This window comes from Nocardia nova NBRC 15556 (assembly GCF_001613005.1).
GTDB classification, from domain to species: Bacteria; Actinomycetota; Actinomycetes; order Mycobacteriales; family Mycobacteriaceae; genus Nocardia; species Nocardia nova.
Genome location: NZ_BDBN01000031.1, coordinates 39,252 through 54,686 on the forward strand (window position 1 = coordinate 39,252; position 15,435 = coordinate 54,686).

Sequence of the window (15,435 nt, forward strand, 5' to 3'; positions counted from 1 at the left end):
ACTCGACTTCCTCCAACATCGCGGCCCCGAGCTCCCGCGGCCTCATCTCCTGCATCGGCCGGTGGCGACCCGCGCCACCGTTCATGCAGCGAACACTAGGCCGAAGACTAATAAAAAGGAATCAGTTCCTTCAAAAAAACTCGGACTAGCGTCCAATTCGGTCGATCTCGGGGCAGAGATGTGCCCGAAACCACACTGTGACCTGTTTGTGTGAGTCAGGACACTTTCAGACGCGGAGCCTACGAGCCGAAACGTTGCATCTGCGTTGCATCGGCGCCCATCCGCCGGTCGAGCACCCGAATTTTGGCCTCGATCTGGGCATACAGGGCGGAATCGCGATCGGCGGTGGCTCGATAGGCCACCCATGCGGCGGCATCGTCACGCCCCTCGGCTCCCGAGGTCCAACGGCTCAGCACGGTCGCGTCACCGGAACGTAACACTGCGGTTCGCAGCCGCACCCGCAATTCATCGCGAATGTCTATAACTCCGGGAGCGGTCGAACGGGGCAGCACCGGTCCGGTGTAATGGCGGACCGCACTGTGCACATCACCGGAGTCCAGTGCCGCGCGCAGCGCCTCCACATCCGTGGACACCGGCACCCGCAACCGATACGGCCGCGAGCCGAAGACGTCCGGGCCGACCACCGAGCGCAGCCGCGACATGGCGGCGCGGATGGTGGCGTTGTCGAGGTCGGTGTCGTCGAGCAGCAACGCCAGATGATCGGCGGACAGACCTTCGGCGTGTTCGGCCAGCAGCAGCAGGATCTCGGCATGCCGCTGCGACAACGCGATGCGCTCGCCGTCGACCGACAACTGCGGCTGGCCCAGCCCCAGCACCTCCAGCGCCAGCCGGCCGGCGGTCCGCGGCGGCGTCGAATGCCCCACGGACGCACGGCGATCCGCGCCTCGTTGTTCGGTGCGCACGGCCGCGAGGACCAGATCCATTTCCGCCGCGGTCGCGGCCGCCTTCACCAATGCCAGAATCTCCGGGCGCGCGACGCGCACGCCGCCGGCGATCATCAGCACGCCGACCAACCGGCCGTCCGGATCGTGGACGGGCGCGGCCGCCCCGGTGAGCTGATGCATCCGGTGCAGAAAGTGTTCAGGGCCGTGGATCCAGGTGGCGCGCCCGGTGCGGACCACCAGTCCGACCGCGTTCGTGCCGATGCGGCGTTCGGACAGATCGTCGCCCTCGCGCAGGCCGACCTCGGCGGCGGCCTCGACCCGGTCGGGATTGCCGTGCACCGACAGCACCCGGCCGAACTGGTCGGCGACGACCACGATCAGGCCGATGCCGGTGGCGTCCTGCAGCAGCAGCTTGTCGACCAGTGGCATCACCGCGGCAATCGGATGGTTGTCGCGGTAGCGCTGCAGATCGGCACCGCGCAGACCGCGGCCGTCGAGTACGTCCATGGGGTCGACCCCGCCGCGCAGACTGCGCAGCCAGGACTCCAGAACCAGCGGACGCAGCAATCCGGGCAGCTGATTGAGCTGATCACCCCCGACGCTGAGGTAACCGTGGGCCTGAGCGGCATAGGCTTCCAGCGCACCGAGCTGTGTCCCGGGCTCGACCCTGCCCTCGGGACGGTTATCGCCTGTGAGATTGCTGACCATTTGCCTTTCTTTCCCGTCCCACACTGTACCGGCGGGTCAGGAAGGGCATGGGCGAAGCATACGGTTTGTCCGACAGGTCACACCAGCATCGGAGCGCGGCGAAATGTGAGGTAGACGGCATATCGGGGCCAACTGTGACCCCGGCCATCAATGCCGCGGAACGGCCGGGCGCAGCGCGGCCACGTTGCGAGCACGCAGCGCACCCGACCAGAGGCCGGTCCCGTAGGCGAGGTCGTCGAGCCGCTTGCACATCAGATACCGCACCGGATCCAGGCCGCCGGCATCGCGGTGGGTGAACCAGTCGGCCAGTCCGTCGGCGATCGCCAGCGCGACCGCCAGCCGGCGGATGCGCCGGGAGGCGATCATCGCCAGCACGGTCACCGGCCAGTAGTGCCGGCACAGCGCCGAGACGATCCGCCACACCCCGGCGGAGAATCCGCGGGCCAGATGGATGGCCGCCACCCGCGTCGGATTGTCGAGTTCGGCGAACACCCGCCGCAGCCGGATCAGCGCGGCGAGCAGCGTGGCGAGCCCGCCCAGGATTCCGGCCCGCGAGGCGGTGGCCAGCAGCGCGGTCGCGGCGACGGTCCAGAACGGCACCGACAGCGGGGCGACCATCCCGGCGTGGCGCCGGGCCAGCGGCGCCGCGGCGGCGCCGTGAGAAACCTTGCGCCCGAACCACTTACCGAACGAGGCCGGTTGATCGCAGGCGACGTGCGCGGCGGGCTCGTAGCGCAACCGCCAGCCGGCGCGCTCGAGTCGCCAGCACAGATCGATATCGGCGGCCGAGCGCATCTGCTCGTCGAATCCGCCCTCGGCCAGCAGGGCGTGCCGCCGCACCAGCAGGGCCGCGCCCGGCGCGTACGACACCGAGCCGCGCGAACTGACCGCGGTTTCCCGGCGGCCGAAATCCAGCGACGACCGCGCGCTCTCGTAGCGGCCCAGCACACTGGCATCCGGCTCGCGCGCGACGATGCGGGGCGCGACCAACGCGACCTCGGGATCGCTGAAATGGCCGAGCATGACCTCCAGCCAGCCCGCGCGGGGGACCACATCGGAATCCAGGAATGCGACGAATTCCGTTGTCGCCGCCCGCAGTCCGGCATTGCGCGCGGCGACCACGCCCTGGCGTGCATCGTGGCGGAGCACCGTGACGCGGCAACGGCCACCGGTACGCGGGATCCGAACCGGCCGGTCCGAACCGTCGTCCACGACCACCACGCTGTGCCCGCGCAGGGCAGAGAGCAGCCGCTGCAATCCGGCGGCGTCGTTGCAATGCGGCACCACGACCGTGACCTCTTCCGGGGAAGGAAGCAGGCGCGGACGCGGGTTGGCCACCCCGGAGTCGAGCAGCCGTCTGGCAACCACCGCGGACTGGGGATCCGTCACTTCGAGATACCCGTCACCGATCAGGGCGGCCGCTTCCGGAGCAAGTTTCAGCAACCTCGTCGGCGAGCCACCGACCAAGAGCCGTCCACCGGAATAGGTGCGCACCCGAGGATCGATTCGCACCCCGAACCCGTTGGGCAGTCGATCATGGCGCATTCCAAGAATGCTATGCGCTAACCGCCCTCCGGGCATCCCGTGTCGAAAAAAACGGACCGAATTCGATACGAATCCGGCGGCAACCCACCGGCTCCGGCGTTGCGTGGGTGTCAATGACCATCGACGCTATCTGGCTATCGCACGGCAACATTCGCTTCATGATCAACGAGATTCCGCGTGGGACGCGATAGTTCATCTCCGGCTACTACCGCGTGAGATGCGGCGTCGCCGTGTGCGCCGATCTCCTCCACGTACCGGGCCGCGACCACGAACGCGCACTCTAGACTGCGGAAGGCAAGCACGTTGAACAGCAGATGACGGGTGGCCGTCGGGCGGGCTGCGCAGGTCTAGAGGTGGCATGGGAGTCGGACGGATGCAGACGAGCGGGGGCGGCAACACACTCTCGGAAGCCGAGATAGTCGAGGCCGCATTGCGTGTGGTGCGCGCCGACGGCGTGGAGAAGCTGTCGATGCGCCGGCTCTCCCGCGAACTGGGCGTCTCGCCGATGGCGCCCTACTACTACGTCGCCGACAAGCGCGAATTGCTCGATCTGGTGGCCAGCGCGGCCCTGACCGGCGTGCGGACCCCACCGCCGGAATTCGGCACCTGGCAGCAGCGCCTGCGCGAACTCATCGATCAGATCGACGAGAAGCTGCGCAAACATCCGGGCCTCGGCGATGTGCTGATCGAACAGACGCTGGGCAAACAGCTCGATCTGATCGCCGCTGTGATGGAAATCCTGTCCGATGCGGGCTTCGACGATCGCAATGTGCTCGCCGCCTATGCCACCATTCACACGTATCTGTTCGGCCGCGCCCGGGTCAATCCACGGGACCGATCCGCGCTGGTCGACATGCCGCTTCCCGAAGCCGTCGAGCGGGCCGTCAAGCACATGAGCGATCTGCGCGGCAAATACTCCTACGACTTCGGTATGGATGTGCTGATCGCGGGGCTCGAGGCCCAGCTTGTCCGGCAGCGGGACGGCCACGTATCATAAATTAGAACACGTTCTAGTTTACCTGCTCCAGCGCCCGGCCCCGAGAGGACACCATGACCACCGCCGATCCCGTCGTACCGCACAGCTCACGATCGGCCGTGCTGCGGGTCGCCGCTGTCGTCAACGAGACGGCCGACGCCTGTTCACTGGTCTTCGACGTGCCCGAAGAACTGCGCGAGCGCTTCGCCTACCAGCCCGGCCAGTTCCTGACGCTGCGCATCCCGAGCGAGCGCACCGGTTCGGTCGCGCGCTGCTATTCGCTGGCCAGCTCACCGCACACCGATGTGCAACCGAAGGTCACCGTGAAGCGCACGGTCGACGGATACGCGTCGAACTGGGTGTGCGACAACGTGCAAGCCGGTGACGAGATCGAGGTGCTGCCACCTTCCGGCGTCTTCACGCCGAAGGATCTGGACGAGGACCTGCTGCTGTTCGCCGCCGGCAGCGGTGTCACCCCGGTGATGTCGATCCTGAAATCGGCGCTCGCCCGCGGCACCGGCCGGATCGTGCTGGTCTACGCCAACCGCGATCCGGAGTCGGTCATCTTCGCCGACGAACTGCGCGAACTCGCCGACAAGAATCCGCAGCGGCTCGTGGTGGTGCACTGGCTGGAGACGCTGCAGGGCCTGCCCACCGCCGACGGACTGGCCGCGCTGTGCACCCCGTACACCGGTTTCCGCGCCTTCATGTGCGGGCCGAAGGCGTTCATGGACCGGGTGCACGACGCACTGGCCCAGCTGGAGGTGCCGCGCAACCGCACCCACGCCGAGGTCTTCAATTCGCTGTCCGGCGATCCGTTCGCCGCCGGCGCCCCCGTCGAGGTCAGCGAGGAGGACGCCGCCGACGCGGCCACCGTGGAGGTCGAACTCGACGGCCAGACCCATTCCATGCAGTGGCCGCGGCGTCAGACCCTGGTCGACATCATGCTCGCCAAGGGCCTGGACGTGCCGTACTCCTGTCAGGAAGGCGAATGCGGCTCCTGCGCCTGCACCGTGCTGGAAGGCAAAGTGGAGATGGACAATTCGGAGATTCTCGATCCGGAGGACATCGAAGCCGGGTACATCCTCGGGTGCCAGGCGCATCCGGTCACCGATCATCTGAAGATCCAGTTCTGAGGACCGCCGCTGCCGCAGCCGACCGCTGGGCCGCGCGCGGCAGGGGAATCCGCCGCGGTGCATGGGCGCCGTATCGGCACCGCGGCGGACACCGCGTAGTCGGCGGGCCGGCTTACGGCGCCTGCCGTTGCGCCCGATAGGCCGCGCGCGTCTCGGGTTCCAGATGTTCGGTGGCGTAACTCAATGCCGTGCGGCCCATATCGTGGGCACGGCGGTCCAGGAATTCGGTGAGCAGGGCGCGGTCCACCCGTTTGCCGACTTCCCGCAGCATCCATCCGACCGCCTTCTGAATCAGGTCGCGCCGATCGTCGAGCAGCCGTTCGCACAGTGCGAACGTGGTCGAGGCGTCGCCGGCCTTGATGAATGCGAAGGTCGTCAGCAATGCGACCCGTCGTTCCCACAGCGATTCCGACCGCGCCAGTTCGTCGAGCAGATCGCGCGGCCGTTCCAGTAACCACGGGCCGAGGATGTTCTCGGCCGACACGTCGACCAGATCCCAATTGTTCACGCGCCCGCCGCGCACCGCCGCCAGATACATCTCCACGATTTCCTGTTGCGCGGCAACGTCGTACGTGCGCGGTTTCCCCGCCTTCGCCATGGCATTGTTCGCGATCACCAACGCCGCGAGCCGATGTTCGTGCACCGGACTCCGCAAAAGCTCAGCTATCTCCGAAACGGGCAGTGCGGAAAATTGTTTCGCGACCTTGCGGGTCTGCGGCACAGGGACTCCGAGGAAGGCGTCGCCCTCGCCGTAGTCCCCGGGCCCGGTTTTGAAGAACCGCCGCAACTCGAGGGCGCGGCCGGGATCTCCCAGCTCGTCCATGGCACGGGCGACATCGGCGGCGGTCGGCGCGGAGTTCATGCCCGCACTCCGCCGACACCGCCCGACGCCGAATGCCGATCCTCCGGATGATGCGCAACGATCATGTACGGCAGTATCACTCACTCTTCACCCGATTCCCGACGACAACGTGTCCGGCCGCGGCCGGACACGTGCCGTTGCGGATCTAATTGGCGAAGGTGCGCTCCCCCCGCGCCGGAGCGTGCGCGGACACCGCTCCCGCGGGAATGACGATGCGCCAGCTCGGTTGTTTCCGAACCGGAAACGGCGGGAGTTCGGCGGCGGGCTCGTGCCGCTCCGCGGTGATATCCCCGAATTCGACAACGGGCGCCGGGGGTGTCGCCGGTGCGGGCGGCGCCGGATTGGGTGCTGTCGGAGCCGGGTGCGTTGCCGCCGGCACCGGATCGGGAGCCGTCGGCACCGGCTGCGGTCCCGCCGGCGCCGGAGTGGGTGCGGCCTGGACCACCTGCGATGCGGCCGACGTCAAATGGGATGCGGCCGGAACAAGCTGCGTTGCCACCGGAGCCAGCGGGGATGCGGCCGGAGCCGGGTGCGGTGCCATCGGCATCGGATTGGGGGCGGTCGGCACCGGCTGGGATGCGATCGACGCCGGATAGAGCGCGGCCGGCGCCACGTGAGGTGCGGTCGGCGCCGACGGAGATGCCGGCGGCACGAGCTGCGGTGCGGTTGCTGCGGGCGACACCATTTGCAGGGCTGCCGGTACCGGACGAGGTGTGGTCGGTGTCTGCGGCCGTGCGGTCGGTGTCGAGGGGTGTGCGACTGCGACCGATCGCGTCGTCGGCCGGGCAGCGGTGCGCACAATCGGATTGTCGCGCAGGTGATTCGTCAGCACACAGGCCGCGGCGCCGAAAGCCGTGATTCCGGCGAGCATCGCGGCGAAATCGAGATGGGCCCCCGCCAGTTGATGCGCGGCATGTGCCCCACCGAAGAGACCGCGGAGGATGCCGGAGAAACTGCTGTCGTCCGCGACCGCCGCGCGCATCTCGGATTCCTTGTTGTCGAGGTACAGCACATCCGCGAGGACGAACACCGCCACACCGGTCCCCGCCACCGCGGCCGCGGCGGAGAATATCGACGCGCGGGTGCGCAGATAGGCCACCGCGGCGAAGATCGTCGCGAGCACCGCGACACAGGTCAGCACCGCCCACGTGCCGCTGATATCGGTGTCGCGCAGCCCGGCACCCGCCCAGTCCTGCTGGGACACGGTGGTACCGGTCAGCCTGCCGAAGGCATCCGACCGGATCGCGCCGCCCGGTCCGGAGGCCGACAACCAGGGCTGGAACAACAGGACGAGAGTCGCGGCGCTCAACACGGCCCCGCACAGGTATCCCCAGCTCGGACGGCGACCACCCGGTGGCGTCGGTAGTGAGCCGGACGATTCGAGGTCGCCGGTTCCGGGATGAACATCGCTCCAAGGCGTTCGGGTAGCCATAACTCCGGGTCTGTCTGTTACCGATGCGCCGGCCTCGTGGCGGCCGGCCCGGTAGGGGTGGGTGCGGAAATGCGTCGACGACCGCGCTGTACGTCTGCGAAAAATCACGGTAGAACCGCGTCCGAGTACGGGCCACCAGACCTCCCACGGCTGACTGGGGCGCAGGTCACAGCCCTTTTCCGGAGCACCGGCGAGATATGGTGAAAGAAGTTGTCCCGGAACATGTTTCGATCGTCGGCACCGGCGCCGGTAGTGCCCGGCCGGCGGGAAGCGCGGGCGCGAACGTGACCGGGTCGACACCGGCTACGCCGAGTGCCCCCGCGAAGCTAGGCGGTCGGGCACGCGGTGTCGACCGCTCCGAGCACACGGCCGGATTCGAAGGCCGCCGCACTCGCGGGCAGTTCACCGGCGCGGCCGCTGTTGTAGACCGTCACCGTGCCGGCGCCGGCGGTCGGCCGGCCCAGGGCGTCGATGCGTCGAAGTGTCTGGCCCGCAACAGCTTCCGCGCTGTCGAACAGCCGGACGCCCGAGGGCAGCGCGGCCACGATGGAATCGAGGACCAGCGGGTAGTGGGTGCAGCCGAGGACGACCGCCTCGGTGCCGGCGGGAGTCTGCTCGGCGGCGCGGGCGATGGCGTGCTCGACGGCCTGGAGATCTCCGCGGTCGATCGCGTCGGCGAGGCCGTGGCACGCCACACCGGTCACATCGGCGTCACCGCCGAAGCGAGCGATGAGATCGGCCTGGTAGCGGCTCGCGGTCGTGGCCGCGGTCGCCCACACCGCGACCGAGGCACACGCGGCGGCCGCCGGTTTGATCGCGGGGACGGTGCCGATCACCGGCACCTCGGGCCCGACCTCGGCCCGCACCTGTTCGAGTGCGGTGACGCTGGCGGTATTGCACGGCAGCACAATGGCCTCCGCGCCGAGCCGCAACGATCGGCGGGCCGCATCCAGCACCCGATCGATCACCCACTGCTCGGGTTTGGGCCCCCACGGCGCACCATTGGGATCCAGTTGCAGCAGCAGATCGAGGTCGGGACGCAACTTGCGCAGCCACGCCCCCGTCGGCAACAACCCCAGTCCCGAATCGATGAGCGCAACGATCACCCAGCCACTGTATTAGCGTCGCCACGAACCCTTACGCCCGACCGGGGTATCGACCGGACCTGTTCCGCGCGGCGCTGGCGTGCCGTCGCACCGACCGATCCGGGCGGCACGGCGCGTTGCGGGCGTTCAGCTCGCGGGTGCGGCGGACCTGGCGTTGGCTGCGAGTTCGGCGCGCATCTTCATCACCTGCGCGGTGCGACCGCCGCCGACCACGGCGGTCAGGACTCCGCCGTCGAAGTAGTGCGCCAGGAATTTGCGGCCGTCGTCCTCGACGATCCGGATCTCGTCGGCGCCCGCCGGGGTGCCGAGGACCTGGATCTTCAGGTCGTACTGGTCACTCCACACGTACGGCACCCGGGCGGCCGTGGGAACGTCGCCGCCGAGCAGCGCGGTCACCAGCAGCCGTGCCTGCTCGCCGGCGTTGGTCCAGTGCTCCACCCGCTTGTGCCGGCCGTTGTCGTGGCGCCACGCGGCGACATCGCCGACCGCCCACACCCCCTCGACCGAGGTGCGGCCCACCTCGTCGGCGAGGACACCCCCGCCCGCCTGCGGTTCCGCCAGCGGGATGCCGGATCCGGCCAGCCATTCGGTGATCGGCGCGGAGCCGACACCGATGACCACCAGATCGGCGGTGACCGTAGTGCCGTCGGTGAGGGTGGCCCCGGTGACCGCGCCGTCTTCGACCTGCAACGAGCTCAGTCCGACGCCGCAGCGCAGGTCCACCCCTTCGTCGCGGTGCATGCGCCCGACCAGGCGGCCGACCGCCTCGCCCAGCGCGGCGGCCAGCGGGGTGGGCTGTGGTTCCACCAGCACCACGTCGACGCCGCGGGAACGGAAGCTCGCCGCCAGCTCGCAGCCGATGAATCCGGCGCCGACCACCAGCGCCCGGCGCGCGGTGGCCAGTCCGTCGCGCAGCGCGGCCGCATCCTCGTGCCGCCGCAGGACGTGGACACCGGCGGCCTCGGGCAGACCCGGAATCCGCTTGGGGCGCAGGCCTGTTGCGATGATCAGCTGTCGGTACTCGAGCACGGAGCCGTCGTCGAAGGTCACGGTGCGCGCCGCGGTATCGACTCCGGTCGCGGCCAGGCCCAGTCGCAGCTCGATGTTCTTCTCGGCGAAGAATTCGGCGGGGCGCAGCGTCGTATCCTCGGTCTCGCCGCGCACGAACTGCTTGGACAACGGCGGCCGATCGTAGGGCAGGCGCTGTTCGTCACCGACGAGGATCACTCCGCCCTCGTATCCGGCGCGGCGCAATTCCTCCGCGGTACGCAGGCCGGCCAGACCGGCGCCGACGATCACGATCGGGGCTGTCATCGCTGCGCTCCTGGCTCGGTTCCCACTGCTGGCACGTATTGCTGCACCAATCCACCATAAACTAGAACACGTTCTAGAATGCGGTGACGGGCGCCATATCCGACGCGAGTGCAGGAATTTTCCGGAACAAGTATTGATCGGGCGGTCAATCAGAGTTATACCGAGATCAGAACATAATTCCGCCCCCGAGGAGGCACCCATGCTCACCGAAAACCGCACCCTGAGTTCCGTGGCCGTGGCACTGGGCGTCTATACCGCCCTGTCCCCCATCTGGACCGACCACAGCAACCGCGCCATGTGGACCCTGATCGTGCTCGGCGTGCTGATCGCCCTGGCCGGCCTGGTCCAGTTCACCCGTCCGGGCATCGCCGGAACCGATTACGCGATGGGCCTGTTCGGCGTCCTGCTGTTCATCTCGCCGTGGGTGATGAACTTCAGCTCCTTCAGCGCGGCGTCGTGGACCGCGTGGATCGTCGGCGTACTGACCGTCGTGGTCGCCCTGGCCGCCCTTCCGCAGGTATCGGCACGGATGCATACTGCTCACTGATGCAGATGCCCAAACCCCGTCGAGCGGGGCGTCGCCGCAGCAGCAAGGTCGACGGCGACGCCCGCGCCCTGATTCTGGATGCCGCCGAAAGCCTGTTCGCGGCACACGGATTCGACGCGACCGCGACGGCTGCGATAGCCGCCGCGGCCGGCGTTCCGAAGGGGCTGGTCTTCTATTACTTCCCCACCAAGGACTCGATCCTCTCGGCGCTGATGGCCGAGCGAGTTCCCGCGCATCCGATCGACGACATCGCCACGGTGGTCCGGCCCGGCGATCCGGCGACCAGCCTGGTGAACCTCGACGCGGCGCTGAATCTGCGCGACCACCATTCCTCGGTGCTGCGCGTGATCATGTGGCGCGAGGCCGATACGCATCCGGATGTGCGAAAACAGGTGCGCCGCATGCGCGATCAGCTGCTCGACGTCACCGCCCGGGTATTGCAGGCGAGTGCGCCCGGGCAGGTACAACCCGGAACCCTGCGGGCCTGCGCAGCCGCCTGGGTGTCGGCCATGCTCACCATCGCGAGCACCGACCGGTTGCACGCACTGGACGGATTGACACTCGCCGGCGCCGAGGAGATCACGAACCTCTCCCGGGTCGTCGCGGCCGGCATGACCGGCCTGGGCTGAGCCGGCGCCGCCGGTTCAGCGAGCCGGCAGCAGACCATCGACCAACGCGCGCAATCCCTCCTCGTAGGTGTCGGCCGCGGTGAGCGCGCCCCACCGGTCGGCCACGGCCGCCAGGCGCGGAAGTTCGCCGGCATCGATATCGGCGAAGACGCGCTCCCGGAACACCGGCCGGTCGTCGTCGCGACGCCGGCGAGCCGCGGCCCGAATCAGAATTTCCCCGGCGGTGTAGTACCAGATCGTCCGATAGGCGTGCACCGCCCGCTCGGCACCTCGCACTTGTCGACCTGTTCGCCCGCGGCATCCGAATGCTGCCCGACGGCCGGGTTTTCGACGAACAACGCCGTATGTCCGGAGATATGGAGGGGTGGACGCTGGCGACTTTCCGGGTGGCCACCGACGCCGACGTCCACGGCGACCACTGGGAAATGCATCCGAGCGGAGAGGAGTTGGTGGCGGTGCTCTCGGGCGGAATCCGGATGTATCTGCGTGAGCCCGGCGACGCGGCGGGACCGGTATCGCTGCGCGCCGGACAGGCGTTCATCGTGCCGCGGGGGTGTTGGCATCGGATCGAGGTGGACGAGCCGAGTGAACTGATGTCGCTCACCCTGCGCCACGGTACCGAACTCGCAAAACGGACGGATTGAGCTGCGGCGCAAGGGCGGCGGGAACCGTCGCACACCCCCGCGAACTCGCACCCCGAAACGTGAGCGATAAGAATGGAGTGTATGACGGATCCCGCCAATGCCCGTTTCGGAGAACCCCATACTGCACGAGAGGGGCACCGACTGACCCGCTCCGAGGAGGAGCCGGGCCAGCAGACGGGTGGCGGCGGTCCCGCGCACGGCGGTGCCGAGAAGTTCGGACTGCGCTGGGACAGCGCCGAATTCGGTGAGTCCGGATCGGGTGAGAGCGTTTTCGGCCCGCCCCCGGTCGCCTCGCCCACCGATGTCCCGTCCTTTTCACCCGACTACCTCGCCGGCACCGCGGTTCCGGCACCTCCCGCCGCACCGCCGCTGCCGGTCCGCGACACATCGGCCCGCACGAACATCCCGCCGCTGGCCACCCGAGAACCCGCGCAGCGCAGCATGTTCGCCTCACCGTTCGATGCGGATTACGAGCAGGGTGCGGCGCGGTCGCGGAACAATCCTGCGGCCGACGACGAATCCGCTCCCACCTCCAGTTTCGCGGTGAGCGCGGCGGAGACGCCGCCGGTGGATCCGAGATCGGGTGTCCTGGGATCGTCCACGGCTCCCGGCGACAACGAGAACCCGACGCCGGAGAAGGCAACCTGGGAAACCGAACTCGATGCCGGATCCCAGGATCCGGAGGACACCGTCCGCCGCATCGCGCAGAGTCTGGGCATCGACCCCGGGCGGCAGACTCGCTCCCGTTCCGCCGAAACCGAGCCCGCCGAGACGTCTGCCGAGCCGGCGGAACCGCGGCGATCCGATCCGGCCGAATCCGGCGCCCCGTCGACCGCATCCGTCCCGGCTCCGCCGAAACTCCCGATGCGGCTTCCCACTCCCGCCCACGGCATCGCCCGGACCGAAGCGGCCGGTGCCGGAACGGGTCTCGCCGCCGACGCGACACCGGCGAGCACCGACCCGCGCCCGGACACGCCCCGCCGGCCCATTCCCCGTGCGGCTCGGCGGGCACGCGGCGACGAGCAGCACGCCGCGAACACCGCCGCGGCCCGGCTGCCCGGCGACATCGCGGCAACCGAATCGGCAACCGGTGAGCAGCACACCACCGCGGTGACCGAACCGGCATCCGCCGGCAACGAGCCGCCCGCAGCCGCCTCCGGGAGCGAGAGTGAATCCCGCCCCGCGACAGCGGAAGGTGTGAACCGCACGGCGATCGGTCACGCGACATCGGCCGGCGGCGACGCCGATCCCGCACGGCTCGCCGCGACCCCACTGACCGACCGGTCGCCCGACGAAGCCCTCCGACCCACCGCGACCACCGAATCGGCAGCCGGGAGCGAGCACACACCACGCCCCATTACGCGGGCCGAATCCGTCGCCGAGAGCGCCCAGGCCGCCGAACACACCGTCGCCGAGGCGAATACGGGCGCAGCGGAGGACGACAAGGGTGAGCCGGCGACCCCCGCGGCGCGGCTGCCGCACCGGCATTCGAACGAGCCGGCACACTCCCACCGCGCGGAGTCGACGCCCCCGGCCCACTCCGATCCGGCCGACCGAACGGACGAAGCCGGCTCCGGAGATCCGCAATCGTGGCAGAACACCGACATGCTCCCGGCGATCCGCAGCCGCGCGGACAACGCCCACGCCGCTTCCCACCAGCTTCCCTCCCGCAACGGGGCGACGGTCGGCCTGCGCTCGGCCCCGACGAGTACCCTCGCCGAACAGTCCGATACCGACGTCCTGCGACGACGCGCCGCGGAAGCCCGGGTGGCGGAGTCCGTTCCGACCAGCCGGCACCGGTCGCTCGCAGCGGAAACCCGAGCCGACGACTCGACGACCGAGGCCCCGGAAGACGGTGCGACACAGCCGGATTCGGCGATCGGTGCCGCCCACATCGAATCGTCCACCAGTGCCGCGGGTACCGGCGGTCGCCGAAATCGTCGCGCCACCGGGGATCAGCACTCCGGTGACACACCGGACGACATCGCTTCGCGCACCGGCCTGCCCCCCACCTCCCGCCGCGCGGCCCGCCGCCGGGCCGAGACCACCGGCGAACCCCCGGCCATCGACGTCGGCCTGGTGATGCAGTTACTGCTGGCCAGCCACACATTGGAAAATGTGGCTCGCAACGCCGAAGCCGGCGACGTCGACCTCAACGGCCTCATCACCGCCGCCCACCGAACCCGCACCGCCGCAGTCGAACTCGTCACCACCTGGTTCGGCGGCGCCGACCAGATGCGCGAATTCGCCGAAGCTCTCCTGGCGGCGACCGAGAACTGAGCCAGCGACGCGAAAAGGGCCGCTCCCCGAGGGGAACGGCCCTTTTCATGCTGTCACATGTCGTGACGGCCGATCACAAAGTCACTTGATGACCTTGGTGACGCGGCCGGCGCCGACGGTGCGGCCACCCTCGCGGATCGCGAAGCGCAGGCCCTCTTCCATGGCGACCGGCTGGATCAGCTTGACGCTCATCTCGGTGTTGTCGCCCGGCATGACCATCTCGGTGCCCTCGGGGAGGGTCACGACGCCGGTCACGTCGGTGGTGCGGAAGTAGAACTGCGGGCGGTAGTTGTTGAAGAACGGGGTGTGGCGGCCGCCCTCGTCCTTCGACAGGATGTACGCCTGGCCCTCGAACTCGGTGTGCGGGGTGGTGGTGCCCGGCTTGATGACGACCTGACCACGCTCGACATCTTCGCGCTTGATACCACGCACCAGCAGACCGACGTTGTCACCGGCCTGGCCCTGGTCCAGCAGCTTGCGGAACATCTCGATGCCGGTGATGGTGGTCTTGGTGGTCTTCTCGCGGATACCCACGATCTCGACCTCTTCGTTGACGTTGATCACGCCACGCTCGACACGACCGGTGACCACGGTGCCACGACCGGTGATGGTGAAGACGTCCTCGATCGGCATCAGGAACGGCTTGTCGGTCTCACGGACCGGGTCCGGGATGGACTCGTCGACGGCGTTCATCAGCTCGACGATCGACTCGACCCACTTCTCGTCACCCTCGAGGGCCTTCAGGCCGGAGACGCGGACGACCGGAGCCTCCTCGTCGAACTCCTGGGCGGCCAGCAGCTCGCGGACCTCCATCTCGACGAGCTCGAGGATCTCCTCGTCGTCGACCATGTCCGACTTGTTCAGCGCGACCAGGATGTAGGGCACGCCGACCTGACGGGCGAGCAGCACGTGCTCACGGGTCTGCGGCATCGGGCCGTCGGTGGCGGCCACGACCAGGATGGCGCCGTCCATCTGGGCCGCACCGGTGATCATGTTCTTGATGTAGTCGGCGTGACCGGGGGCGTCGACGTGCGCGTAGTGACGCTTCTCGGTCTGGTACTCGACGTGGGAGATGTTGATCGTGATACCACGAGCCTTCTCCTCCGGAGCCTTGTCGATCTGGTCGAACGCGAAGCTCTGGTTCAGGTCCGGGTACTTGTCGGCCAGCACCTTGGTGATGGCGGCAGTCAACGTGGTCTTGCCGTGGTCGACGTGACCGATGGTGCCGATGTTGACGTGGGGCTTCGTCCGCTCGAACTTCGCCTTCGCCACTGTTGTCCTCCTGGACTAGTTAGTGCGTGCTTTTGTGCAGCAGTGCGGTTTGTATTTACAGGGGGTCGTACGCGACCGA

Annotated in this window: 14 protein-coding genes; 6 read left to right on the forward strand and 8 right to left on the reverse strand. The window is 68.6% G+C overall.

Features of this window, described 5'->3' with window-relative positions:
• Positions 1 to 239: 239 nt before the first annotated feature.
• The gene (locus NN2_RS13530) at positions 240 to 1,613 is read right to left on the reverse strand and encodes a GAF domain-containing protein (RefSeq protein WP_063013607.1); all 1,374 of its coding nucleotides are present in this window, start codon (positions 1,611 to 1,613) and stop codon (positions 240 to 242) included.
• 147 nt (positions 1,614 to 1,760) lie between these two features.
• Positions 1,761 to 3,158, reverse strand: a complete 1,398-nt coding sequence (gene mftF, locus NN2_RS13535) for a mycofactocin biosynthesis glycosyltransferase MftF (RefSeq protein ID WP_063013608.1) — start codon at positions 3,156 to 3,158, stop codon at positions 1,761 to 1,763.
• A 373-nt stretch (positions 3,159 to 3,531) separates the two neighbouring features.
• On the opposite strand from mftF, the gene mftR2 reads away from it, so the two are divergent.
• Together mftR2 and NN2_RS13545 are read left to right on the forward strand one after the other, a co-directional pair.
• Positions 3,532 to 4,155, forward strand: coding sequence for a mycofactocin system transcriptional regulator MftR2 (mftR2, locus tag NN2_RS13540; protein WP_063013610.1), 624 nt, complete (start codon positions 3,532 to 3,534; stop codon positions 4,153 to 4,155).
• A 53-nt stretch (positions 4,156 to 4,208) separates the two neighbouring features.
• On the forward strand, positions 4,209 to 5,270 hold the full coding sequence (locus tag NN2_RS13545) for a ferredoxin--NADP reductase (RefSeq protein ID WP_063013612.1): 1,062 nt from the start codon (positions 4,209 to 4,211) through the stop codon (positions 5,268 to 5,270).
• A 112-nt stretch (positions 5,271 to 5,382) separates the two neighbouring features.
• Here the strand turns inward: NN2_RS13545 and NN2_RS13550 are convergent, their stop codons facing one another.
• The 4 genes from NN2_RS13550 to NN2_RS13565 form a co-directional block, all read right to left on the reverse strand.
• Positions 5,383 to 6,132, reverse strand: coding sequence for a DNA alkylation repair protein (locus tag NN2_RS13550; RefSeq protein ID WP_063013614.1), 750 nt, complete (start codon positions 6,130 to 6,132; stop codon positions 5,383 to 5,385).
• A gap of 145 nt (positions 6,133 to 6,277) precedes the next feature.
• Complete coding sequence (locus NN2_RS13555; protein ID WP_156511332.1) at positions 6,278 to 7,441, reverse strand: hypothetical protein; 1,164 nt, start codon at positions 7,439 to 7,441, stop codon at positions 6,278 to 6,280.
• A 449-nt stretch (positions 7,442 to 7,890) separates the two neighbouring features.
• Positions 7,891 to 8,670, reverse strand: coding sequence for a glutamate racemase (locus NN2_RS13560; protein WP_063013618.1), 780 nt, complete (start codon positions 8,668 to 8,670; stop codon positions 7,891 to 7,893).
• Between the two features lie 126 nt (positions 8,671 to 8,796).
• Positions 8,797 to 9,984: an NAD(P)/FAD-dependent oxidoreductase gene (locus tag NN2_RS13565; RefSeq protein ID WP_063013620.1), complete on the reverse strand. Its 1,188-nt coding sequence runs from the start codon at positions 9,982 to 9,984 to the stop codon at positions 8,797 to 8,799.
• A 199-nt stretch (positions 9,985 to 10,183) separates the two neighbouring features.
• Between NN2_RS13565 and NN2_RS13570 the strand changes: the two genes are divergently transcribed.
• Both NN2_RS13570 and NN2_RS13575 read left to right on the forward strand, forming a co-directional pair.
• Positions 10,184 to 10,531, forward strand: coding sequence for an SPW repeat protein (locus NN2_RS13570; protein WP_030517125.1), 348 nt, complete (start codon positions 10,184 to 10,186; stop codon positions 10,529 to 10,531).
• The gene (locus NN2_RS13575) at positions 10,531 to 11,160 is read left to right on the forward strand and encodes a TetR/AcrR family transcriptional regulator (RefSeq protein WP_104364590.1); all 630 of its coding nucleotides are present in this window, start codon (positions 10,531 to 10,533) and stop codon (positions 11,158 to 11,160) included. Before NN2_RS13570 ends, NN2_RS13575 begins: the two co-directional genes overlap by 1 nt.
• 15 nt (positions 11,161 to 11,175) lie before the next feature.
• On the opposite strand, the gene NN2_RS13580 is transcribed toward NN2_RS13575, so the two are convergent.
• Positions 11,176 to 11,436 carry a TetR/AcrR family transcriptional regulator C-terminal domain-containing protein gene (locus NN2_RS13580; RefSeq protein ID WP_218022021.1) on the reverse strand — a complete coding sequence of 87 codons (261 nt, stop codon included), beginning with the start codon at positions 11,434 to 11,436 and terminating at the stop codon, positions 11,176 to 11,178.
• Between the two features lie 68 nt (positions 11,437 to 11,504).
• Between NN2_RS13580 and NN2_RS13585 the strand changes: the two genes are divergently transcribed.
• A complete protein-coding gene (locus NN2_RS13585; RefSeq protein ID WP_245658696.1) occupies positions 11,505 to 11,804 on the forward strand; it encodes a cupin domain-containing protein in 300 nt (99 codons plus the stop codon).
• Between the two features lie 81 nt (positions 11,805 to 11,885).
• Positions 11,886 to 14,084, forward strand: coding sequence for a hypothetical protein (locus NN2_RS13590; RefSeq protein ID WP_063013624.1), 2,199 nt, complete (start codon positions 11,886 to 11,888; stop codon positions 14,082 to 14,084).
• 81 nt (positions 14,085 to 14,165) lie between these two features.
• Here the strand turns inward: NN2_RS13590 and tuf are convergent, their stop codons facing one another.
• Entirely contained in the window at positions 14,166 to 15,356 is a 1,191-nt protein-coding gene (gene tuf / locus NN2_RS13595; RefSeq protein WP_063013626.1) for an elongation factor Tu, read from the reverse strand.
• Between the last annotated feature and the right edge of the window lie 79 nt (positions 15,357 to 15,435).

Coding starts and splice junctions, on each gene's coding strand:
- NN2_RS13590 (WP_063013624.1), top strand. CDS start 11,886: ATGACGGATCCCGCCAATGCCCGTTTCGGAGAACCCCATACTGCACGA.
- NN2_RS13575 (WP_104364590.1), top strand. CDS start 10,531: ATGCAGATGCCCAAACCCCGTCGAGCGGGGCGTCGCCGCAGCAGCAAG.
- NN2_RS13530 (WP_063013607.1), bottom strand. CDS start 1,613: ATGGTCAGCAATCTCACAGGCGATAACCGTCCCGAGGGCAGGGTCGAG.
- NN2_RS13570 (WP_030517125.1), top strand. CDS start 10,184: ATGCTCACCGAAAACCGCACCCTGAGTTCCGTGGCCGTGGCACTGGGC.
- NN2_RS13585 (WP_245658696.1), top strand. CDS start 11,505: ATGTCCGGAGATATGGAGGGGTGGACGCTGGCGACTTTCCGGGTGGCC.
- mftR2 (WP_063013610.1), top strand. CDS start 3,532: ATGCAGACGAGCGGGGGCGGCAACACACTCTCGGAAGCCGAGATAGTC.
- NN2_RS13565 (WP_063013620.1), bottom strand. CDS start 9,984: ATGACAGCCCCGATCGTGATCGTCGGCGCCGGTCTGGCCGGCCTGCGT.
- NN2_RS13545 (WP_063013612.1), top strand. CDS start 4,209: ATGACCACCGCCGATCCCGTCGTACCGCACAGCTCACGATCGGCCGTG.
- NN2_RS13550 (WP_063013614.1), bottom strand. CDS start 6,132: ATGAACTCCGCGCCGACCGCCGCCGATGTCGCCCGTGCCATGGACGAG.
- mftF (WP_063013608.1), bottom strand. CDS start 3,158: ATGCGCCATGATCGACTGCCCAACGGGTTCGGGGTGCGAATCGATCCT.